Genomic DNA, 21475 nt, shown 5'->3' with positions numbered 1-21475 from the left:
AGCATGCGCAATGAGCTTTGCGCATGCTGCATTGCGGCGGCACGATGACGCTATGACCTCCCCGCTGCCCGGCTCCGTGCTGGACCTCGCCCCCGTCGTGCCCGTCGTCGTCATCCAGGACGTCGCCGATGCCGTGCCGCTCGCCCGGGCGCTCGTCGCCGGGGGGCTGCCGGCGATCGAGGTGACCCTGCGGACGCCGGTGGCGCTGGAGGCGATACGGGCCGTCGCCGACGGGGTTCCGGACGCGGTGGTCGGGGCCGGGACCGTGATCACGCCGGAGCAGGTGGAGGAGTCGGTGGCGGCCGGGGCGCGGTTCCTGGTCAGCCCGGGGTGGACGGACGTACTGGTGGAGGCGATGCGGGGGGCCGGGGTGCCGTTCCTGCCGGGGGTGTCGACCACGTCGGAGGTGGTGGCGCTGTTGGAGCGGGGGGTGCGGGAGATGAAGTTCTTCCCGGCCGAGGCGGCGGGGGGGACCGCGTATCTGAAGTCTCTCGCCGGGCCGTTGCCGCAGGCGCGGTTCTGTCCGACCGGTGGGATCGGCGCCGCCGACGCCCCCGCATACCTCGCGCTGCCCAACGTCGGCTGCGTGGGCGGGACTTGGATGCTTCCGCCCGACGCCGTGGCCGCCCGGGACTGGACGCGGGTCGAGGCCCTCGCCCGGGAGGCGGCCGCCCTCGGTCAGCGAAGGTGATCAGCGCAGGTGTGACGTGTCGTTGAAGAGCCGTACGCTCGCGTTGCCGTCGGCGTAGTAGGCGACCGCGGACAGGGCGGCCGCCGACAGTTCCATGCGGAACAGGGCCTTTGGCGGGGCGCCCAGGGCGAGTTGGACGAAGGTCTTGATAGGCGTGACGTGTGAGACGAGCAGGACCGTGCGGCCCGCGTACGCCGCGACCAGCTTGTCCGTCACCGCCGCGATGCGGGTCGCCGTCGCCGCGAAGCTCTCGCCACCGCCGGGGGGTTCCACCGTCGGGTCGGCCAGCCACCGGTTGAGGTCGTCCGGGTAGCGCTCGCGCACCTCGGCGAAGGTCAGGCCCTCCCAGGCGCCGAAGTCCGTCTCCCTGATCTCGTCCTCGACGCTCACCTCGAGGCCGAGGTGCCGGGCGACGATGCCGGCCGTCTCACGGGTGCGGGCGAGGGGGGAGGCGACGATCGCCTCGATGGTCCCGCGCCGGGCCAGCGCCGCCCCGGCCCGTTCGGCCTGTTCCCGGCCGACCTCGGACAGGGACGGGTTGGTGCCGCCGCTCCCCGAGAACCGCTTCTGCGGGGTCAACGGCGTCTCCCCGTGCCGCAGCAGCACGAAGGTCGCCGGTGCGCCCATGTCGGCGGGCGCCCAGCCGGGACTGGCGACGGTACGGGCGGCCCGCACGTCGGCGGCCGACTTGGCGGTGTCCTCGACCCGTTCGGTTCCTGCTGTCGTCGGCGACCACCGCTCGCCCCGACTCCCCGCGTCCATCGCCTCGTTGGCCAAGCGGTCCGCGTGCTTGTTGCGTTCGCGGGGGATCCACTCGTACGTCACCTGGTCCGGCGGGAAGATCCGGGACGCCTCCGTCGCGAGCGGCCTCATGTCGGGGTGCTTGATCTTCCAGCGGCCCGACATCTGCTCGATGACCAGCTTGGAGTCCATGCGGACGTGGACTGCGGCGGCCGGGTCGAGCTCGTACGCCGCCCGCAGGCCCGCCAGCAGCCCCCGGTACTCGGCGACGTTGTTCGTGGCGACGCCGATGTACTCGGCCGCCTCGACCAGGGGCTCACCCGTCGCCGCGTCCAGTACGACCGATCCGTAGCCCGCCGGGCCGGGGTTGCCCCGCGACCCGCCGTCGGCCTCGACGATGAACTCCCGCACGGAACGCGCCCCTTACAGACCGGACTCGGCCGTGCGCACCAGGATGCGGCGGCAGTTCTCGCAGCGCACCACGGTGTCGGGGGCGGCCGCGCGGATCTCGTTGATGTCGGTGATGGCCAGTTCCTGGCGGCAGCCCTGGCAGGTGCGCTGGTAGAGCTTGGCCGCGCCGATGCCGCCCTGCTGCTCGCGCAGCTTGTCGTAGAGCTTGAGCAGGTCGGCGGGGATGGTGGCGGCGATGACCTCGCGCTCCTTGGTCACCGTGGCCACCTCGCCGTCGATCTCCTCGAAGGCGGCGTCCCGGCGGGCGGTCGCGTCCTCGATCTTCGACTGGACGGAGGAGACCCGCTCGGTCAGCTCGCGCACCCGCTCCTGCACGGACTCGATGCGTTCCATGACCTCCAGGACGACGTCCTCGAGGTCACCCTGGCGCTTGGCGAGGGAGGCGATCTCGCGCTGGAGGTTCTCCAGGTCCTTCGGGGAGGTCACCGCGCCGGAGTCCAGGCGCTGCTGGTCGCGGGCGGCGCGCTGGCGCACCTGGTCCACGTCCTGCTCGGCCTTGGTCTGCTCGCGGGCGGTGTCGCTCTCCTCGGTCTGCGCGGCCACCAGCAGGTCGCGCAGCTGGGTGTGGTCCTTGGTCAGCGAATCGATCTCGGCGTGCTCGGGCAGCGACCGGCGCTTGTGCGCGAGCTGCTGCAGGCGTACGTCCAGGGACTGGACGTCGAGGAGGCGGATCTGGTCGGCGGGCGCGGCGTTCAGTTGGGGGCTCCAGGTGAAGGGGAGTGGCTGGTCCAGGGGTCGGTGACCGTCTTCGAGACGTGGACGCGCAGGTCCCAGCCGTGGCGGTCGGAGATCTCGTCGAGCTGGGCTGCGGCCAGCTCGCACCAGGGCCACTCGGTGGCCCAGTGCGCCGCGTCGAGCAGCGCGAGGGGGCTGTGGAGGACGGCCTCGGAGGCCGGGTGGTGGCGCAGGTCGGCGGTGAGGAAGGCGTCGACGCCGGCCGCGCGGACCTGGTCGAAGAGGCTGTCGCCGGAGCCGCCGCTGACGGCGACCGTGCGGATCGTCGTCCCGGGGTCGCCGGCGACGCGGATGCCCTGCGCGGTGGCGGGCAGGCGTGCGGCGGCGCGTGCGGCGAGGTCGGCAAGGCGCAGCGGGTGGTCCAGCTCGCAGACGCGGCCCAGGCCGCGGCGGCCTTCGGGGTCCGTGGGGTCCGGTACGAGGGGGCGTACGACCCTCAGGTCCAGGGCGCCGGCGAGGGCGTCCGAGACGCCGGGGTCGGCGGTGTCCGCGTTGGTGTGGGCGACGTGCAGGGCGATGTCGTTCTTGATGAGGGTGTGCACGACCCGGCCTTTGAAGTGGGAGGCCGCGACCGTCGTCGTACCGCGCAGGTAGAGCGGGTGGTGGGTGACCAGCAGGTCGGCGTCGAGCTTCACCGCCTCGTCGACGATCTCCTGGACGGGGTCGACGGCGAACAGGACCCGGGTGACCTCCTGGTCGGGGTCGCCCACGACCGTGCCGACCGCGTCCCAGGACTCGGCCCGCTCGGTGGGCCACAGGTTGTCCAGCGCGGCGATGACTTCAGACAGACGGGGCACGGACAAAAGGCTACCTGGCTGATCTGCGGCACAGAACCGATGGTCGGGGTCGAAACCGCGGCGGCCCCGGTCAGCACAACGGCCTCCCTTCCCTCAGGCGAATCGTTCCGCTGCCACCCTTATGTGTGAAGTGCGAGCCTCGTCGTCCCCCGTCTGTGCGTACGAAAACTAGCTTCGTGGCCGGAGGTGACCAGACGATGACGGCCTGTGCGATCGAGCCCGAGGCTGCCCCCGACGACGAGGCCCCGCGGGCAGGCTGCACCATCACCGCGGACGGTGCCTACGCCGCCCGCCTCGCCCTGGACGGCGACTCCTTCTTCCCGGAGCGCTGGACGCTGGACGGCCCCGAGCCGTATGCCGTGCCGCTGCCGGGCAACCAGCCCGAGGAGCCCGGCACCGAGGTGCAGCCCATGGGGGACGGGCGGGTGCTCATCCGGCGGAGGTCGGAGGGGCGGCACGTGTTCTCGCTGCTGTATCCGACCGGGCCCGGCACCGGCGAGGTGCCGATCGGCGCCGTCGAGTGCCCGGAGGAGTCCACCGCGTTGCGGCTGCTGCCGCCGGCACCGGGTGGCGAGCGGGCGTACGCACTCGCCGTGGGCCTGCGTGCCAGCACGCTGTGGCTGGTGGCCGGCGGGGCCTTCGGGCCCGAGCGCGTGGCGGAGATCCCGGGGCGCTGCTCGGGCGGGGCGTGGCTGGACCGCGCGGGGCGGATGCTGGCCCTCGACCGTGAGGCGGGGGGCCGTACGAAGGCCGTCGTGGTGGACCTGGAGCGGCGCGGCGAGGTGTCCCCGCTGCTGCAGATCGCCGACGGCAGCGACGACCGGCTGCTGCTGGCCGACCCGGACAGCGGGCTGCTGCTGATCCGTTCCGACGCGCCGTCGCCGGGCGAGGAGCGGCTGGGGTGGGGGGTGCTGGGCAGCACGCTGCCGGTGCGGTTCCCGGAGTGCCTGCGGGTGCCGGACTGCGCGGTGACGCCGTTCGCGATCCAGCCCGGGCGGGTGCTGATGCCGGAGAGCTGTGCGGTGGCGCTCCGGGTCGACGGGCCGACGGGCGGCTGGCTGGGACTGTGGCGGCCCGACCGGCGGCAGGTCCACCATCTTCCGGCGCCGGAGGGGTGGTTGACGGGCGCGGGGCTGTGGACCAGGGACGGGGTGCTGCGACTGCCGTACGCCACGGCCGAGGTGCCGTGCGGTGTGGCACCGGTGACGGTGCCCTGGGGAGAGGCGGAACCACAGGATCCGCTCCGCGCCGGTACGGCCGTCCCGGCGGCGGAGGAGCGGTCGGCGCCGGCGGAGTCCGCGGAGCCCGTCGTGGCGCGTCCGGTGCCGTTGCGGGAGGCTCCGTTGGGGCGTCTTGTAACGAAGTAGTGCCGAACGGCGTGGGTGCCTGGATTCCGGCCGAGGTGTGCTGGTTACACTCGCCGGGCTGTTAGAAAGATCATGTTGTTGACGGGGTGAATCCTTCCGATGAGCGACACAAGCACCATGCAGCCGCTGTCCGCCGGGTCCCAGGAGGACGCCGGGCACGGACGTCACCGGGGGCCGGTATCGGTCCAGGACGGTGACACGGCCCCCCAGGGCCGGCACCGCAAGGAGTCCGAGGACACCGGCACGGCTGCCTGACGGCAGAGACGGGAAGGGCCCGCACATCAATGCCGATGTGCGGGCCCTTCCCTCTGTCTCACCTGCGCTCGGGTCCCGTCTCAGGTGCGCTTGAGCCCCAGCACCTCCACCGCCCCGAACGTCTCCCCGTCCGGGCGTTCCGCGTAGTGCGGGGTGAGGACGGCGTCCAGCTCGTCGTAGGTGAACGTGTCCTGCTTGCTGTCGAACTTGGCCCGCACCCGCGGCCGGTCGACGATCGCCACCATGCCGCCGTGCACGACGAGAAGCTGTCCGTTGACGCGGGAGGCCGCGGGCGAGGCCAGGTAGCCGACGAGGGGGGCGACATGCTCGGGCGAGAGCGGGTCGATGCCCTCGTCGGGCTCCTGGAAGCCGGCGAAGACGTCCTCGGTCATCCGGGTACGGGCGCGCGGGCAGATGGCGTTGGCGGTGACGCCGTACTTGGCGAGCGCGAGGGCCGTCGAGGTGGTCAGGCCGACGATTCCGCCCTTCGCGGCCGCGTAGTTGGGCTGGCCGGCGGAGCCCGCGAGGAAGGCCTCCGAGGAGGTGTTCACGATGCGCCCGTAGACGGGGGCGCCCGTCGCCTTGGAACGCTCGCGCCAGTGGGCGGCGGCGAAGTGGGTCGTGTTGAAGTGTCCCTTGAGGTGGACCCGGATCACCGAGTCCCACTCCCCCTCGCTCATGGAGAAGACCATCCGGTCGCGCAGGATGCCCGCGTTGTTGACCAGGACGTCCAGTTTCCCGAACTCGGCGACCGCCAACTCGACCAGGTGACGGGCCTGTTGGAAGTCGGCCACGTCGCCGGTGTGCGCCACGGCGCGCCCGCCGCTCGCGCGGATCTCGGCGGCGACCTCCTCGGCGGGTCCCGCCGAGGCCTCCCCCGTGCCGTCCCGGCCCGGCTGCCCGAAGTCGTTGACGACGACGGCCGCCCCGAGCCGGGCGAGCTCCAGCGCCTCGGCCCGGCCGAGGCCGCGACCGGCGCCGGTGACGACGGCGGACAGTCCCTCAAGTGGCAGTGACATGAGCACCCTTCACGTAGGCGTCAGATCTCGATGCACGTGCGCAGCGCGGTCCCGGAGCGCATCTGGTCCAGCGCCTCGTTGATCTCGCTCAGCGGCAGCCGGTGGGTGATCAGGCCCTCCAGGTCGACGCGGCCGGCCCGCCACAGGGCGATGGTGCGTTCGTAGGAGCGCAGGACGTCGCCGCCGCCGTACATGGACGGCAGGATGCGCTTCTCGTCGAAGAACAGCTCGAACATGTTGAGCTGGAGGAAGTCGTCCATGGCGCCCGCGCCGACGACCACGAGGGTGCCGCCGCGGCGGGTGTTCTCGTAGGCCGTGCGGGCGGTGGCGGACTTGCCGACGACCTCGAAGACGTAGTCGAAGCCCTCGCCGGCGGTGACCTCCTGCTTGGCGGTGGCCAGTTCGTCCGGGGAGACGGCCCTGGTGGCACCGAACGTGAGCGCCGACTCCCGACGGCCGGCGACCGGGTCGACGGCGACGATCTCGGCGGCGCCCTTGAGCCGCGCCCCCTGGATCGCCGAGATGCCGACGCCTCCGCAGCCGATCACGGCGACCGACGAACCGGCCTCCACGTCGGCGGTGTTGAGGGCCGCGCCGAGGCCGGTGGTGACTCCGCAGCCGATGAGGGCGGCGATGTCGAAGGGCACGTCGTCGGGGATCGGCACCGCGCAGCCGGCGTCGACGACGACCTCCTCGGCGAAGGTGCCGGTGCCCGCGAAGCCGAAGACGTCCCCACCGGGGCGCCGGAAGTTGGGGGTGCCGGCGTTCATGAACCCGGCCAGGCACAGCTCGGTCTGCCCGCGCCTGCAGGCGGGACAGGCGCCGCAGGCGGGCAGCCAGCACACGACGACCCGGTCACCGGGCTTCAGGTTCCGTACGCCCTCCCCCACTTCGAGGACCTCGCCCGCGCCCTCGTGCCCGGGCACGAACGGCGCCGGCTGGGGCAGCACCCCGTTCATCGCGGACAGGTCCGAGTGGCACAACCCCGTGGCGCGCACCCGGATCCTCACCCGTCCGGGGCCGAAGCCGGTCGCCTCGACGTCGTCGAGGACCTCCAGCTTGTCCTGGCCGATCTCGTTCAGTACGGCTGCTCGCATGGTGCGGCTCCCCTCGGAGGCAACAGGGCTCAGGAGTGTTCGACGATCGTGTCGGCGAGGACGGGCGCGTCCTCCCTCCCCCACGCTCGGCTTCGCTCGCGCGGGGGGACCCCCATGACGGCGCTGACGGCGACCCGGACCCGCCCGTCCTGTCGCCACATGCGGATGCGCAGGGTCTCGCCGGGGTAGACGACGCCGGCGAACCGGGTGGTGTACGAACGCACCCGGCCGACGTCCCCGCCCAGCAGCGTGTCCACGACCGCCTTCAGCGTCATGCCGTAGGTGCACAGCCCGTGCAGGATGGGCTTCTCGAACCCGGCGAGCTTGGCGAACTCGGGGTCGGCGTGCAGCGGGTTCCAGTCGCCGGAGAGGCGGTAGAGCAGTGCCTGGTCCTCGCGGATCGGGCGTTCGACGGTCCGGTCGGGTTCGCCCGTGGGCGCTTCGGTGCGGGTGGAGGGGCCGCGGTCGCCGCCCCAGCCGCCCTCCCCCCGTACGAAGATCTGGGCGTCGTTGGTCCACAACGGGCCGTCGGCGTCGGCGACCTCGGTGCGCATGACCAGGACGGCCGCCTTGCCCTTGTCGTACACGGCGGCGATACGGCCGGTGGCGGTGGCGGTGCCCTGGGCCGGGATGGGGCGGTGCAGGGTGAGGGACTGGCCGCCGTGCAGGACCTTGGCGAGGTCGACGTCGATGCCCGGCATCGACAGCCCGCTGATCACGCCGGGTGAGCCGGCGCCGGCGACGGTGGCGAAGGACGGCAGCACGTGCAGCCGGGACTCCAGGGTGTAGCGCAGCTCGTCGGGGTCGGTGGCGGGGATGCCGGCGCCGATGCCGAGGTGGTAGAGCTGGACGTCCCTGGTGGTCCAGGTCAGCTCGCCGGTCCGGGGTTCGGCGGCGAGGGCCTTGGCTGCGTCGATGGGCATGGGGCTCCTGAAGATGATCGACTGAAGACCCCGGTGCGGCCGTCCGCACCGTCGGCCGCACCGAGGTCGCTGCGGGCCGATCTAGAACGCGTTCCAGTCCGGCGCCCCTTGTATAGCCCAGCACTCCGCACTTGTGAAGGCTCCTGACACTGTGTCAGGTAACGTGTCCCCGGCCAAAGACCTCCGGACCGCCGGTGACATTTGTCCTGCCCGAGTCCGTACAAGCGCATCTGCCGGGCGGAGGGCCGCGGTTCGTAGCGTCAAAGGCATGACATCGGACATCGAACCGGCCGTGTCCTTCCGGGACGCGGTCAAGCGCTTCGGCCCCGTACGGGCCGTCGACGGCCTCGATCTCGCCGTGGCCTCCGGCGAGACGGTCGCCCTGCTCGGGCGCAACGGCGCCGGGAAGTCCACGACGATCTCGCTGCTGCTCGGCCTGACCGAACCGGACGCGGGGGACGTACGGCTGTTCGGCGCCCCGCCGGAGCGGGCGGTGCTGGCCGGGCGGGTCGGCGCCATGCTCCAGGACGCGCGGGCGGTACCCCGGGTCACCGTGCGGGAGCTGGTGGGCTTCGTGGCCCGGCGCTATCCGGCCCCGATGCCTCTCGCGCGGGCCCTGGAGCTGGCCGGGATCGCCGAGCTGGCGGGGCGCCGGGTGGACCGGCTGTCCGGCGGGCAGGTGCAGCGAGTGCGGTTCGCGCTCGCCCTCGCCGGGAACCCCGCGCTGCTCGTGCTGGACGAGCCGACGTCCGCGCTGGACGTGGAGGCCCGGCAGGCGTTCTGGGCGTCGATGCGGGGCTACGCGCGCCGCGGGCACACGGTCCTGTTCTCCACGCACCACCTCGAGGAGGCCGACGCCCACGCCGACCGCATCCTCGTCATCGACCACGGGCGGATCGTCGCGGACGGCACCGGCGAGCAGCTCAAGCGCTCGGTCGGCGGCGGTCTGGTCGCCTTCGACCTGGCCGGACGGCCGGCGAGGGGCCTCGACCGGCTGCCGGGCGTACGGTCGCTGGAGGTGCGGGGGGACCGGGCGCGGCTGCGGACCGACGACCCGGACGCGACGGTGATCGCCCTGGCCGGCATGGGGGCGATACGCGGCCTGGAGGTCGCTCCGGCGTCCCTGGAGGACGCGTTCCTGACCCTCACCTCGTCCGTGACGGAGGCCGCGTGATGACCGCCCTGGTCGCCATGGTCGACGTGTTCGACTATCTGAAGCTCGAGGTGCGCCGGACCCTGCGCGACGTCGGTTTCGTCGTCGGGGGGATCGGCATGCCCGTGGTGATGTATCTGCTGTTCACCAACATCGGCGCCTCGGACGGGCCTGGCGGACCGGGGCGATGGTCGGAATGGCCGGGTACGGGGCCGTCGGGTGCGCGCTGAACACCGGGGGCGGCGTCGCCGAGGACCGGGCGATCGGCTGGCTGCGGCAGCTCAGGGTGACGCCGATGACCCCGCGCCAGGTGGTCGTCGGCCGGGCGCTGACCGGTTCGGTGACGGTGCTGCCGGCGATCGTGGCGGTGCTGGTGGCTGGCGGGGTCGTGAACGGCGTACGGCTGGCGGTCTGGCAGTGGGTGGCGATCGCGCTGCTGCTGTGGCTGGGCTCGGTGCCGTTCACCCTGCTGGGGCTGGGCAACGGCTACCGGCTGACCGGGCAGACCACGGGCGTGGTGAACATGGCGTGCAGCATGGGTCTGGCCGTCCTCGGCGGCCTGTGGTTCCCCGTCACCCTGTTCCCCGACTGGCTGCGCGCCCTGTCGGCGTACACGCCCACGTACCGCTTCGCCCAGCTCGGCACGTCCGTGGCCGCCGGTCACGCCCCGGCGCTGGGCGCGATCACGGTGCTGACCCTCTGGCTCGCGGCCTTCGGTTCGTACGCTGTGCTGTCGTACCGCCGTGGCGCGGGCACTGTCTGACGGGGGGAACGGGACATGAGCGGTGGAATGGCGTGGTGGCGCGGGGTGCGCTGTCAGCTGTTGGTGTGGCAGTCGGCGCGCGCCGAGTGGAAGCAGGACATGGAGGCCTACAAGGCGGCGGAGCGGACCGCCCGGCGCGAGGGCCGCCCGACCCCGGAGCATCCGGGCCCGCCGCCCACCGGGTTCGCCCTGCTCCCCTGGCTGCTGATGGGCATGGGCTCCTTCTCCAACCTGCTCCAGGGCAAGACCCCGAACCCGTGGATCGGCGGCCTGGGGCTGCTCACCTTCAACTCGCTCTACATCTACGTGACGTTCCGCTCCTTCCACAAACAGAAGCGCAAGGAGACGTCCACCCGTGTCGCCCTGCTGGTGATGGCCCTGATCACGACAGGTCTGGCCCTCGGCTACGGCGGCAGCTGGCTGCTGTTCTTCCCGCTGCTGGGCCTGGCGACCGGCGCCGTCCTGCGCGGACCATGGCTGGGCAGGACCGGACTGCTGCTCGCCGCGCTCGCCGGGGCCATCTCCGGCGTCCGCGAGGGGTCGGAGGCGGTGAACATCGCCTACGGCACCTTCCTGTCGACGATGGTGACCGCCGCGATCCTCTCCCTGTCCGAGGCGGTACGGGAGTTGCAGGCCGCCCGCGAGAAACTGGCCCACCAGGCCGTCGAGAAGGAACGCCTGCGTTTCTCCCGCGACCTGCACGACCTCCTCGGCCACACCCTGTCGGTGATCGTGGTCAAGTCGGAGGCGGCCCGGCGGCTGGCCGCACGCGACCTGGACGCGGCGCTGGCGCAGATCACCGACATCGAGTCCGTGGGCCGGCAGGCGCTCACCGAGATCCGCGAGGCCGTGACCGGCTACCGCGAGGGCAGCCTCGGCACCGAACTGGACCGGGCCCGCTCGGCGTTGACCGCGGCCGGGGTCGAGCCGGTGCTGCGGCGTACGGGCGTGCCCCTGTCCCCACCGAGCGAGGCGCTGCTGGGCTGGGTGGTGCGCGAGGCGGTCACCAACGTCGTACGGCACGCGGGCGCGACCCGCTGCGAGATCACCGTCGACAGCACCTCCGAACGGGCCCGTCTCACCGTCACCGACAACGGCTCCGGCGAGTCGGCCGCGCCGCCTTCGCCCGGCGTCGGCGGCACCGGCCTGAAGGGGCTGACCGAACGCCTCGCGACGGCCGGCGGCTCCCTGCGAGCCGGTCCCGCCCCGCGGGGCGGCTTCACGGTCACCGCCGAACTCCCGGTGGACCCGAGCGGCGCCCTGGACCCCGAACCGGTCACGGCACCCGAGGCGCGCTGAGACCCCCGCTCCCGCTCTACCCTTGCCCTCGTGGACGAGATGCCCCGGGATCACCACCCGGCGAAGAACGTGCGGGTGCTGCTCGCCGAGGACCAGGGGATGATGCGGGGCGCGCTCGCGTTACTGCTCGGGATGGAACCGGACATCGAGGTGGTCGCCCAGGTCGCGGCCGGGGACGCCATCGTGGACGCCGCGCTGACGCACCGTCCGGACGTGGCCCTGCTGGACATCGAACTGCCGGGCAGGAGCGGCCTGGACGCGGCGGCCGACCTGCGCGAGCAGGTGCCGGACTGCCGGGTGCTGATCCTGACCACCTTCGGGCGGCCCGGCTATCTGCGCCGCGCCATGGAGGCCGGAGCCGCCGGCTTCCTCGTGAAGGACGGTCCCGTGGAGGAGTTGGCCGCCGCGATCCGCCGGGTGCTGACCGGCGAGACGGTGATCGACTCCGCGCTGGCCGCGGCGGCGCTCAGCGCCGGGCCCAGTCCGCTCACCGTCCGCGAGTGCGACGTCCTCAAGGCCTCCGTGGACGGCGCGACGGTCGCCGACATCGCCGCGAAGCTGCACCTTTCCGAGTCCACGGTCCGCAACTACCTGTCCTCGGCCATCGGCAAGACCGGCACCCGCAACCGCATGGAAGCGATGCGGGAGGCCCGCCAACAGGGTTGGCTGTGAACCATCACTGCCACAGCCCTCCCCCTCACGCTTTCGAACTCGCCGAACCCGTCGGGATCCTCCGCGGCAACCACACCAGCATCAGCACCACCCCGGCGAGGAGAACCCCGGCGCCCGTACGGAACACCAGCGCGTAGCCGTCCGTCAGGGCGCCCGGGGTGACGCTGTGGCCGGTCCGCGTCGCCGCGATGGTCGACATCACCGCGAGGCCCAGGGAACCGCCCATGGTGCGCGAGGTGTTGATCAGCCCGGAGACCAGCCCGGCCTCCCCCGGCGCCGCCCCGGACGTGGCGAGCGCGGCGAGCGGGGTCGCCGTGAGCCCGGCGCCCAGCATCATCAGGATCCCGGGGAACATGATCTCGGTGAGGTAGGCGCCCTCGGGTGTCATCGCCGACTGCCAGCCGAAGCCCGCCACCGCGATCAGCGTGCCGAGCGCGGCCAGCCTGCGCGCCCCCAGCGCCGGCATGAACCGCGGTGCGAGCTTGGACCCCAGCACGATCGCGAGCGAACTCGGCACCAGCGCCAGCCCGGCCTCCAGCGGGGAGTAACCGAGCACGTTCTGCGCGTACAGCGTCATGAAGAACCACATGCAGAACATCGCGGACCCGTTCAGGAACATCGCCGCGTTCGCCGAGGACACCGCCCGCACCCGGAACAGTCCGAGCGGCATCAGCGGAGCCGCCGTACGCGCCTCGACGAGCAGGAACAGCGCGATCAGTGCCAGCCCCGCGAGCAGCGGCAGCAGCGTCGAGGCCGCCGTCCACCCCTGGGCCTCGGTCTGCGAGATGCCGTACGCCAGGGTCGCGAGCCCGGCGGTGACCAGCACCGCGCCAGGCAGGTCGAGGCGCCGCCCGTCCCCGTTGCGGCTCTCCGTCAGCCACCGCGCCGAGCCGGCCAGCACCACCGCCCCGACCGGCACGTTGATCAGCAGCACCCAGCGCCAGGACAGCCCGTCCACCAGCGCCCCGCCGACCAGTCCGCCCGCGGCCCCGCCGCCCGCGCCCACCGCGCTCCAGGTCGCTATCGCCCGCATCCGCGCCGCGCCCTCCGGAACCGCGGAGGTGAGGATCGTCAGCGTCGAGGGCGCGAGCACCGCCGCCCCCAGGCCCTGCACGGCCCGCGCGACCAGCAGCTCACCGCCCTCCTGCGCCAGGCCGCCGCCCAGCGAGGCCAGCGTGAACAGGCCGAGGCCGACCAGGAACATCCGCTTGCGTCCGTACAGGTCCCCGGCCCGCCCGCCGAGCAGCATGAACCCGGCGAAAGCGATGGCGTAGGCGTTGACCACCCATTGCAGCCCCTGCGCGCTGAGCCCCAGGTCGGCCCGCATCGACGGCAACGCGACGTTGACGACCGAGACGTCCAGCACGACCAGGAACTGGCCGGCGCAGGCGAGCGCCACCACGAGCCAGGCGGGTGAGACGGTACGGGGCGGGGTGCGGGTGAGGTCGGCGGCTTCCAGCATGCCTGTCATGCTCTCAACCCGGTTGCGCCCCTTGCATCGGGATTTCGGCCCGCCCGGACCTCCGTCGCAGGACCTACACCGCCCGCACCAGCGTCACCACCGCCGCCCCGCCCAGCCCGATGTTGTGCGCCAGCCCCACCCGCGCCCCCGTGACCTGCCGCTCCCCCGCCGCGCCCGTCACCTGCCACACCAGTTCGGCGACCTGGGCGATGCCGGTCGCCCCCAGCGGATGCCCCTTGGAGATCAGGCCGCCGGACGGGTTCACCACCCACCGCCCGCCGTACGTGGTCGCCCCGGACTCCACGAGCTTGCCCGACTCGCCCTCCCCGCACATGCCGAGCGCCTCGTAGGTCAGCAGTTCGTTGATCGAGAAGCAGTCGTGCAGTTCCACGACGTCCACGTCCTCGATCCCGAGTCCGGACCGCTCGTACACCTGCCGGGCCGCCTCCCGGGACATCGGCTGCCCGACGACGTCGATGCAGGAGCCGGACGCGAAGGACTCCTCCGTGTCGGTGGTCATCGCCTGCGCGACGATCTCCACCAGCCTGGTCAGCCCACGCCGCTCGGCGAACCGCTCCGAGACCACCACCACGGCCGCCGCCCCGTCCGAGGTCGGCGAGCACTGCAGTTTGGTCAGCGGGCGGTGGACGGTACGGGCGGCGAGGATGTCGGACACCTCGTACACGTCGCGGAACTGCGCGTACGGGTTGTGCGCCGAGTGCCGGTGGTTCTTCGCGGCGACGGCGGCGAGCTGCGCCTCGGTCGTGCCGTACCGGTCCATGTGCTCGCGGGCGGCGTCGCCGAAGATCTGGGCGGTGGGCGGGGTCATCTCGAAGCCGTGCCGGGCGGCCATGATGCCGTAGTGCCGGGCGACGGGAGAGGTGGAGAAGTCTCCCCCGTCGGCTCCCCCGCCCAGCGCGCCCTTCTTCATCTTCTCGAAGCCGAGCGCCAGCACGCAGTCGGCTGACCCGCCCTCGACCAGCTGCCGGGCCAGCATCAGGGCGGTCGAGCCGGTCGCGCAGTTGTTGTTGACGTTGTAGACGGGGACGCCGGTGAGGCCCAGTTCATAGGCGGCGCGCTGGCCCGCGGTGGAGGGCTGGAAGCAGTAGCCGACCGGAACCTGTTGCACCTCGCCGTAGGCCACCCCGGCGTCCGCGAGAGCGGCCAGCCCCGCCTCCCGCGCCATGTCCCAGTACTGCCAGTCACGGGTCTCGGGCTTCTCGAACTTGGTCATGCCGACCCCGGCCACGTATGCCCTCATGGCGGCCGAGACTAGAACACGTTCCATTCAGTCGCCAGACCTGACGGCAGATCAGATCCCCATGACCGGGTCAAGGATTCATTAGAGGCCCGAAGCAACGGAATAGTTGCCTATGCATACGAGGTTTAGCCGGTACTTATCTTCACTGGAGGCCTCACCCCATGACCCACACGACGAACGACCAGCCCGCCCGGAGAGCGAGCGGGGCCGTGGTCCCGGTGCTCGCCTTCGCGGGGATCGTTGTCGCGGTGATGCAGACCCTGCTCGTCCCGGTGATCAAGGACCTGCCGCAACTGCTGCACACCGCGCCGAGCAACGCCACCTGGGTCCTGACCTCGACGCTGCTGTCCGGCGCCGTGGCCACCCCGATCATGGGCCGGCTCGGCGACCTGTACGGCAAGCGGCGGATGATGATCCTGAGCATCGCCCTGATGGTGGTCGGCGCGCTGGTCAGCGCGTTCACCAGCACCCTGCTCCCGATGATCGTCGGCCGTACGCTCCAGGGCTTCGCGATGGGCGCCATCCCGCTCGGCATCGGCCTGATGCGCGACATGCTCCCCCGCGAGAAGCTCGGCTCCGCCATGGCGCTGATGAGCTCCTCGATCGGCGTCGGCGGCGGCCTCGCGCTGCCGCTCGCCGCACTGGTCGCCCAGCACACCAACTGGCACGCGCTGTTCTACGGCGCCGCGGGCCTCGGCGTACTCTCGATCGCCCTCACCCTCCTCGTCGTACCGGAGTCCCCGATGCGCGCCGAGGGCACCTTCGACGTGCTCGGCGCGATCGGCCTCTCGGCCGGCCTGGTCCTCTTCCTCCTGCCGATCACCAAGGGCAGCGACTGGGGCTGGACTTCCGGCAACACCCTCGGCATGTTCGCCGCGTCGGCGGTCGTCCTCGTCCTGTGGGGCCTGTTCGAGCTGCGCTCCGCCGCGCCCCTCGTGGACCTGCGCACCACCGCCCGTCCGGCGGTCCTGTTCACCAACCTGGCCTCGATCATGGTCGGCGTCTCGTTCTACGTCGTCTCACTCGTCCTTCCCCAACTGCTCCAGCTCCCGAAGGCGACGGGCTACGGCCTCGGTCAGTCGATGGTCGTCGCCGGTCTGCTGGTCGCCCCGCTGGGCCTGACGATGATGTTCACCGCCCCGGTCTACGCCCGCCTCTCGGCGAAGTACGGCCCGAAGGTGACCCTGATCCTCGGCATGCTGATCATCGCCATCGGCTACGGCGCGGGGCTCGGCCTGATGAGCGCGGCCTGGCAGAGCCTGGTCATCTCCGTCGTCCTCGGCGCGGGCATCGGCCTCGCGTACTCCTCCCTGCCCGCGCTGATCGTGGGCGCGGTCCCGGCCTCGGAGACGGGCGCGGCGAACGGGCTCAACACCCTGATGCGGTCCATCGGTACGTCGGTGTCGAGCGCGGTCATCGGCATGGTGCTGGCGAACACGGCCAACAACGTGGGCGGCATCGCGATCCCGACCATGCACGGCTTCCGGGTGTCCTTCCTCATCGCGACCGGCGCGGTGGCGATCGGTCTGCTGATGGCCCTGTTCCTCCCCAAGGCGAACCGGGCGCCGCAGCTGCGCGCCAGCAGCGAGGAGGAGGCCTCGCTGGAGCGGGCCGAGGAGGTGCTGCGGGGCTTTCGGGGGCGGGTCCTGGACGCCGAGGGCGCGCCGGTGGCGCGGGCCAAGGTCACGCTGATCGACCGGCGGGGGCGGCAGGCCGGCGCCGCGGTCTCCGACGAGAACGGGACCTATGAGCTGGCGGTGCCGGCGGAAGGGACGTATGTGCTGGCCGCGCGGGCCTTCGGGCACGGGCCGCTCGCGTCCGCCGCGACGCACTCCGGTGAGGAGCGGGCGGTTGATCTTGATCTGGCGTTGCCTGGGGAAGCGGTTAACGCATAGAGCTCGGGGGGGTCGGTCGTCTGGGGGTGCGGATGCGTCGTGGCTGGTCGCGCAGTTCCCCGCGCCCCTAAAGAGGCATGCTGCAGCACCCCGTGTCGAGTAGTGACCGAGGGGATGCGGCAGCATGAGGGCCGTTGACGTTCGTATGACCGGAAGGAACCCCATGGTCGCGGTGCCCAAGCCCGAGGTGCTGGCTGCTTTCGAAGCGGCCAAGGGGTTCATGCCCGTAGGGGAAGGGCTGGCGTTGTACGCCGCCGCTGTTGAGGCGGGGGCGCTCGGGTTGCCGTTGCTCGAGGTGGGGACGTATTGCGGGCGGTCTGCTGTGCTGCTCGCCGATGCGGCGCGGCAGGTCGGGGTGACCGCGCTCACCGTCGACCATCACCGCGGCAGCGAGGAACAGCAGCCCGGGTGGGACTACCACGACCCGGAGACCGTCGACCCGGAGATCGGGTTGATGGACACGTTGCCGACGTTCCGCAGGACGCTGCACCGGGCCGGGCTCGAGGAGCACGTGGTGGCGCTGGTGGGGCGTTCGCCGCAGATCGCCGCGTTCTGGAACTCACCCCTCGGGCTGGTCTTCATCGACGGCGGTCACACCGACGAGCACGCCGGCGCCGACTACGAGGGGTGGGCGCCGCACGTCGCCGAGGGTGGGCTGCTGCTCATCCACGACGTGTTTCCGGAGCCGGAGGACGAGTTCACCGGGCAGGCGCCGTACCGCGTCTACCTCCGGGCCCTTCAGTCCGGCGCGTTCACCGAGGTCTCGGTGACCGACTCCCTGCGCGTCCTGCGGCGAACGGGCACGGGGATCTGAGAGCACGGTTAGAGTCGCAGTCGTGTCGTACGTAGGCCCGGAGTTCGATCCACCCCAGCCCCGCCGTCCCCGGCGCGGGCCGCTCACCGTCGCGCTCGCCGCGATCGTGCCGGGCGCGTTGCTCGGGTGGCTGGTGTACGCGGCGGTGGGCGCGTCGGGCGGGGGGAACGGCTCGGACCGGGCGACCGTACGGACGTCCACGGCCGGCGTGTCCAGCCCCGCCGCCGGCCCGTCGACCGACGACGCCAAGCAGCCGGACAGTGCCACGCCGGGCCCCGCCTCCCCCGCCTCCTCGGCGCCGCTCGCCTCCGGCTCCCTCAAGGGCAAGGTCGTCGTCATCGACCCGGGCCACAACCCCGGCAACTTCCAGCACACGGCCGAGATCAACCGCAAGGTGGACATCGGCACCAACTGGAAGGAGTGCGACACGACCGGCACCTCCACCAACGACGGTTACACGGAGGCCCAGTTCACGCTGGACGTCTCCCACCGGCTGGCGGCGCTCCTCCAGAAACTGGGCGCGACGGTGAAGCTCACCCATGACAACGGCTCCCCGTCCTGGGGCCCTTGTGTCGACCAACGCGCCCGGTTCGGCAACGCCGCCCGCGCCGACGCCGCGATCTCCATCCACGCGGACGGCTCGGCGGCCGGCAACCGCGGCTTCCACGTGATCCTGCCGGGCTCCGTCCACGCGGGCGGCGCCGACACCCGTGCCATCGTGACCCCTTCCTCGGATCTCGGCGTGCGGGTCGCGGCCAACTTCGTCCGGGTGACGGGCGAACCGGCGTCCAACTACGTCGGCGGCGGCACCGGTCTCGTCACGCGCACGGACCTGGGCGGTCTCAATCTGTCAACGGTTCCCAAGGTGTTCATCGAGTGCGGCAACATGCGCGATAGCAAGGACGCGGCACTCCTCACCAGCGCCGCCTGGCGCCAGAAGGCAGCACAGGGAATCTCTGAGGGAATCGTGAGTTTCCTGCGCGGTCACTGACGGGCGTACTGGTCCCGGCGGACACCCTGGTCGGGGGGACGATAGTGTCTACCGACGACGAGACGACCTACGAAGGACCTGCGAAGTGAATATCCGCTCCCTCACTCGAGGCGACGGCGTGGTGATCGGGGCAGCGGTGTTGCTGTTCATCGCGTCGTTCCTGGACATCTTCTCCGCCGACGGCGCGTCGGGCATCTCCCTGCCGAACGCCTGGGGCGACGGACCGCTCCTGCTCGGCGTCGTCCTGGCGGGTCTCATCGGCGCCGCGCTCATCGTGGTCGCCCGCGGTCTGCCGCAGGTCCCCAAGGTCGCGGGTCTCGACCTCGGACACTTCGGCGTCGCCTTCACGGTCTTCGCCGCCTGGAGCGCGCTCGGCAACGTACTGGACCCGGCCGGCGGCGCGAACAACGTGGGCCCGGGTTCCTCCGGCCCCGACGCCGGCATCGGTCTCATCCTCTCGTTCGTCGCCACCCTGGTGATGGCCGGCGCCGCCATCGCCACCCCGCTCGTCCCCGCCCTCCAGGCCGCCCTGATCCCGGCCCCCAAGCCGCAGGCCCCGCAGCCCTACGGCGCCCAGCCCGCCGGCGGCTACGGCTACCCGGGCGCCCAGCAGGCGCAGTACGGCGGCCAGCCGCAGCCCGGACAGCCCTACGGCGCCGCGCAGCCGCAGCCGCAGGCCACCCAGGCGCAGCCGCCGGCCGGGGAGTTCTCGCCGTTCTGGTTCGCCGTTCCGGTGCCGCGGCCGCTGTTCGCTGAGGACGGCTCGCCCACGCCGATCGCCGAACTCGCCCCGGGCACCTGGTACCTGGCCGTCGAGCAGCGCGGACCGGCTCTGGTCGCGCAGACGCAGGACGGTCGCCGCGGCGTCCTCCAGGACACCTCCGGCATCCAGCGCGGCTGACGCGTCCGACCACGTCGCCGACGTCGTGCACGGCCCCTCGCCCTTCCGGGCGGGGGGCCGTTGTCGTACAGTCGCAGCCCGTAGCGCCAGAACTGACTGACCGTCAGATACCAGACACCTGATGGAGGCGTCATGCGACTCGGGCTCGCCCTCGGTTACTGGGGCCGCGGCCCCTCCGCCTACCATGTACCGCTCGCACAGGAGGCGGAGCGGCTCGGGTACGACTCCGTGTGGACCGCCGAGTCCTGGGGGTCCGACGTCTTCACCCCGCTGACCTGGATCGCCGCCCGGACCTCAACCATCAAGCTGGGTACGGCCGTTGCGCAGATGGCCGCCCGCTCGCCGACCACCACCGCCATGCACGCCCTCACCCTCGACCACCTCTCCGGCGGCCGGATGATGCTGGGGCTCGGTCTGTCGGGGCCGCAGGTGGTGGAGGGGTGGTACGGGCGGCCGTTCCCCAGGTCGCCGCTCACCGCGACGCGGGAGTACGTGGACGTCGTACGGCAGGTGCTGCGACGCCAGGCGCCGGTCGCGCTGGACGGGCGGTTCCACTCGCATCCGTATCGCGGGGAGGACGGGACCGGTCTCGGCAAGGCGCTGAAACCGATCACGCATCCGCTGCGGGCCGACCTGCCGGTCCTGCTCGGCGCGGAGGGGCCGAAGAACGTCGCCCAGACGACCCGTATCGCCGACGGCTGGCTGCCCCTGTACTGGTCGCCGGCCCGCCCCGAGGTGTACGAGGCCTCGCTGGCGGACGCCCCCGAGGGGTTCCTGATCGCCCCCATGGCACAGGTGCGGGTCTGCGACGACGTACGGGAGGGGCTGCTGCCCGTGAAGACCATGCTCGGCTTCTACATCGGCGGCATGGGGCACGCGGCGCGGAACTTCCACGCTGATCTGATGGCGCGGATGGGCTACGAGGAGGAGGCGCGGCGGATCCAGCGGCTGTTCCTCGAAGGGCGGCGGGAGGAGGCCGTGCTGGCCGTGCCGGACGCCTTCGCGGACGAGATCTCGCTGGTCGGGCCGCGCGAACGGATCGCCGAGCGACTGGAGGCCTGGCGGAAGGGGCCAGTGACCGACCTGCTGGCACTGGCCCCGGATCCGCACACGTTGCGGGTCCTGGCGGAGCTGAACTCCTAGGAACCGCTGCTGAGTTGGCCGGCCGACGGGACCTTGTCGGTCACCGTGGCGCCGGCGCTCTTCCCGGCGTCCTTGACCTTGTTGATCACGTCGTTGAAGGAGCCGGCCGCCTGGTCGGTGGAGTCGCCCTTGCGGAGCTTGGCGGGGAGGGCCTTGAGGGCGGCGATGCCACTACTCAGCGGGGCCAGCGCCTTGGCGAGGGTCGGATCGCCCTGCGCGTTCTTGGTCGCCGCCTTGAGGCGGTTGTAGGCGAAGGTGCCCGCGAGGGCGGCCTTGACCAGGGCGGCCTTGCGCCCGTGCGCGCCCTTCTTGAACTTCCCCGCCTTCCACGGCTTCACGATCCACTGGTACGTCGCTCCGGCCGCGAGCCCGGCGTTCGCCACGAAGCGCGTCTTGGCGAACTTCTGCCGCTCGGCCGAGGTGCTGGGGCTGGGGGTGGCGGCGGCCACGACGGCCGCGGCGTCCTGGGCGCCGGTGTTCTTGCTGCTGGAGCAGGCGGTGCCGGCCGTGATCAGGGCGCAGCAGAGGGTGAGGGCGACGACGAGGCGCCGTAGGGCTACGGGCACGGTGGACCTCCGGGTGTGCTCCCCGAGTCGCTGTTCCTCCGGCAGCCTGCCCCGGACCGGGGCACGGCGCCACTCGGGAGGCTCCGTTCGGGTTTCATCCGACCGGGTTTCATTCGGGAAGCGGCGGCAATCCGCAAGGTATGTCTCGATATAGCAGCGGCAATCGGGCCGGGGCGGTCGTAGCGATCGTCGCCGACATCATGGCCCTCATCCTGGGCCTGTGGATCGTGATGTACCTGCTGGACGCCAACAGTGCCAACGAACTGGTGCAGTTCGTCCACAACGCGGCCAACTGGCTGGCCGGCTGGTCACGTGACCTGTTCACCTTCGACAAGGCCTGGGCCCGGGTGATCGCCGGCTACGGCCTGGCGGCGGTGGTCTACCTCTTCATCGGCCACGCGGTCGCCGGCCGCATGCAGCGCCACTAACACCAACGCACCCCCAACGCCCCCGGACCAC

At 72.1% G+C, this 21475-nt stretch carries 21 protein-coding genes and 1 pseudogene; 13 read left to right on the top strand and 9 right to left on the bottom strand.

Features of this window, described 5'->3' with window-relative positions; all coding sequences use genetic code 11:
- Positions 1 to 52 precede the first annotated feature (52 nt).
- The gene (gene eda / locus ACIRVK_RS20235) at positions 53 to 691 is read left to right on the top strand and encodes a bifunctional 4-hydroxy-2-oxoglutarate aldolase/2-dehydro-3-deoxy-phosphogluconate aldolase (RefSeq protein ID WP_404248856.1); all 639 of its coding nucleotides are present in this window, start codon (positions 53 to 55) and stop codon (positions 689 to 691) included.
- Here eda and ACIRVK_RS20230 read toward each other — a convergent pair whose 3' ends face one another.
- The 3 genes from ACIRVK_RS20230 to ACIRVK_RS20220 are packed head-to-tail and all read right to left on the bottom strand — an operon-like array spanning position 692 to position 3435.
- Positions 692 to 1843 carry a bifunctional RNase H/acid phosphatase gene (locus ACIRVK_RS20230; RefSeq protein WP_404248854.1) on the bottom strand — a complete coding sequence of 384 codons (1152 nt, stop codon included), beginning with the start codon at positions 1841 to 1843 and terminating at the stop codon, positions 692 to 694.
- Between the two features lie 12 nt (positions 1844 to 1855).
- Positions 1856 to 2599, bottom strand: a complete 744-nt coding sequence (locus ACIRVK_RS20225) for a zinc ribbon domain-containing protein (RefSeq protein ID WP_404249060.1) — start codon at positions 2597 to 2599, stop codon at positions 1856 to 1858.
- On the bottom strand, positions 2596 to 3435 hold the full coding sequence (locus ACIRVK_RS20220; protein ID WP_404248852.1) for a Nif3-like dinuclear metal center hexameric protein: 840 nt from the start codon (positions 3433 to 3435) through the stop codon (positions 2596 to 2598). The genes ACIRVK_RS20225 and ACIRVK_RS20220 overlap by 4 nt, the downstream gene beginning before the upstream one ends.
- A 197-nt stretch (positions 3436 to 3632) precedes the next feature.
- Here ACIRVK_RS20220 and ACIRVK_RS20215 point away from each other — a divergent pair, with 197 nt between their 5' ends.
- Positions 3633 to 4802: a hypothetical protein gene (locus ACIRVK_RS20215; protein ID WP_404249058.1), complete on the top strand. Its 1170-nt coding sequence runs from the start codon at positions 3633 to 3635 to the stop codon at positions 4800 to 4802.
- A gap of 99 nt (positions 4803 to 4901) precedes the next feature.
- The gene (locus ACIRVK_RS20210) at positions 4902 to 5057 is read left to right on the top strand and encodes a hypothetical protein (RefSeq protein ID WP_404248850.1); all 156 of its coding nucleotides are present in this window, start codon (positions 4902 to 4904) and stop codon (positions 5055 to 5057) included.
- An 80-nt stretch (positions 5058 to 5137) separates the two neighbouring features.
- Here the strand turns inward: ACIRVK_RS20210 and ACIRVK_RS20205 are convergent, their stop codons facing one another.
- Genes ACIRVK_RS20205 through ACIRVK_RS20195 form a run of 3 tightly spaced genes read right to left on the bottom strand, consistent with a single transcriptional unit; the run spans position 5138 to position 8096 of the window.
- Complete coding sequence (locus ACIRVK_RS20205) at positions 5138 to 6076, bottom strand: 3-oxoacyl-ACP reductase (RefSeq protein WP_404248848.1); 939 nt, start codon at positions 6074 to 6076, stop codon at positions 5138 to 5140.
- A gap of 20 nt (positions 6077 to 6096) precedes the next feature.
- Positions 6097 to 7173 (bottom strand): Zn-dependent alcohol dehydrogenase, encoded by a 1077-nt coding sequence (locus ACIRVK_RS20200; RefSeq protein ID WP_404248846.1) that lies wholly within the window; start codon positions 7171 to 7173, stop codon positions 6097 to 6099.
- 29 nt (positions 7174 to 7202) lie between these two features.
- The gene (locus tag ACIRVK_RS20195) at positions 7203 to 8096 is read right to left on the bottom strand and encodes a MaoC/PaaZ C-terminal domain-containing protein (RefSeq protein ID WP_404248844.1); all 894 of its coding nucleotides are present in this window, start codon (positions 8094 to 8096) and stop codon (positions 7203 to 7205) included.
- 268 nt (positions 8097 to 8364) lie between these two features.
- On the opposite strand from ACIRVK_RS20195, the gene ACIRVK_RS20190 reads away from it, so the two are divergent.
- The 4 genes and pseudogenes from ACIRVK_RS20190 to ACIRVK_RS20175 all read left to right on the top strand — a co-directional run bounded on the left by ACIRVK_RS20190 (position 8365) and on the right by ACIRVK_RS20175 (position 11983).
- A complete protein-coding gene (locus tag ACIRVK_RS20190) occupies positions 8365 to 9270 on the top strand; it encodes an ABC transporter ATP-binding protein (protein ID WP_404248842.1) in 906 nt (301 codons plus the stop codon).
- 26 nt (positions 9271 to 9296) lie between these two features.
- Positions 9297 to 10012 (top strand): annotated as a pseudogene (locus ACIRVK_RS20185) (ABC transporter permease).
- Positions 10013 to 10039: 27 nt separating this feature from the next.
- On the top strand, positions 10040 to 11311 hold the full coding sequence (locus ACIRVK_RS20180) for a sensor histidine kinase (RefSeq protein ID WP_404249056.1): 1272 nt from the start codon (positions 10040 to 10042) through the stop codon (positions 11309 to 11311).
- 39 nt (positions 11312 to 11350) lie between these two features.
- Entirely contained in the window at positions 11351 to 11983 is a 633-nt protein-coding gene (locus ACIRVK_RS20175) for a response regulator (protein WP_404249054.1), read from the top strand.
- A 25-nt stretch (positions 11984 to 12008) separates the two neighbouring features.
- Here ACIRVK_RS20175 and ACIRVK_RS20170 read toward each other — a convergent pair whose 3' ends face one another.
- Positions 12009 to 13454 (bottom strand): MFS transporter, encoded by a 1446-nt coding sequence (locus tag ACIRVK_RS20170; RefSeq protein WP_404248840.1) that lies wholly within the window; start codon positions 13452 to 13454, stop codon positions 12009 to 12011.
- Between the two features lie 64 nt (positions 13455 to 13518).
- Positions 13519 to 14706, bottom strand: coding sequence for a lipid-transfer protein (locus ACIRVK_RS20165; protein WP_404248838.1), 1188 nt, complete (start codon positions 14704 to 14706; stop codon positions 13519 to 13521).
- 161 nt (positions 14707 to 14867) lie between these two features.
- Here ACIRVK_RS20165 and ACIRVK_RS20160 point away from each other — a divergent pair, with 161 nt between their 5' ends.
- The 5 genes from ACIRVK_RS20160 (at position 14868) to ACIRVK_RS20140 (ending at position 20450) form a co-directional block, all read left to right on the top strand.
- On the top strand, positions 14868 to 16601 hold the full coding sequence (locus ACIRVK_RS20160; protein WP_404248836.1) for an MFS transporter: 1734 nt from the start codon (positions 14868 to 14870) through the stop codon (positions 16599 to 16601).
- A 163-nt stretch (positions 16602 to 16764) separates the two neighbouring features.
- Positions 16765 to 17415, top strand: coding sequence for a class I SAM-dependent methyltransferase (locus ACIRVK_RS20155; RefSeq protein WP_404248834.1), 651 nt, complete (start codon positions 16765 to 16767; stop codon positions 17413 to 17415).
- 22 nt (positions 17416 to 17437) lie between these two features.
- Entirely contained in the window at positions 17438 to 18406 is a 969-nt protein-coding gene (locus ACIRVK_RS20150; RefSeq protein ID WP_404248832.1) for an N-acetylmuramoyl-L-alanine amidase, read from the top strand.
- Positions 18407 to 18491: 85 nt separating this feature from the next.
- Positions 18492 to 19307, top strand: a complete 816-nt coding sequence (locus ACIRVK_RS20145) for a hypothetical protein (RefSeq protein WP_404248830.1) — start codon at positions 18492 to 18494, stop codon at positions 19305 to 19307.
- 132 nt (positions 19308 to 19439) lie between these two features.
- Positions 19440 to 20450 (top strand): LLM class F420-dependent oxidoreductase, encoded by a 1011-nt coding sequence (locus ACIRVK_RS20140; RefSeq protein WP_404248829.1) that lies wholly within the window; start codon positions 19440 to 19442, stop codon positions 20448 to 20450.
- Here ACIRVK_RS20140 and ACIRVK_RS20135 read toward each other — a convergent pair.
- Positions 20447 to 21016 carry a hypothetical protein gene (locus ACIRVK_RS20135; RefSeq protein ID WP_404248827.1) on the bottom strand — a complete coding sequence of 190 codons (570 nt, stop codon included), beginning with the start codon at positions 21014 to 21016 and terminating at the stop codon, positions 20447 to 20449. The genes ACIRVK_RS20140 and ACIRVK_RS20135 overlap by 4 nt on opposite strands.
- Before the next feature lie 140 nt (positions 21017 to 21156).
- Here ACIRVK_RS20135 and ACIRVK_RS20130 point away from each other — a divergent pair, with 140 nt between their 5' ends.
- Positions 21157 to 21444 carry a hypothetical protein gene (locus ACIRVK_RS20130; RefSeq protein ID WP_404248825.1) on the top strand — a complete coding sequence of 96 codons (288 nt, stop codon included), beginning with the start codon at positions 21157 to 21159 and terminating at the stop codon, positions 21442 to 21444.
- Positions 21445 to 21475 lie beyond the last annotated feature (31 nt).

Origin of the sequence: Streptomyces sp. NPDC101152, from assembly GCF_044768275.1 — a bacterium.
Classification (GTDB): Bacteria; Actinomycetota; Actinomycetes; order Streptomycetales; family Streptomycetaceae; genus Streptomyces.
Note: the sequence above shows the minus strand (reverse complement) of the source record. Positions and strands in the feature narration are given on the sequence as shown.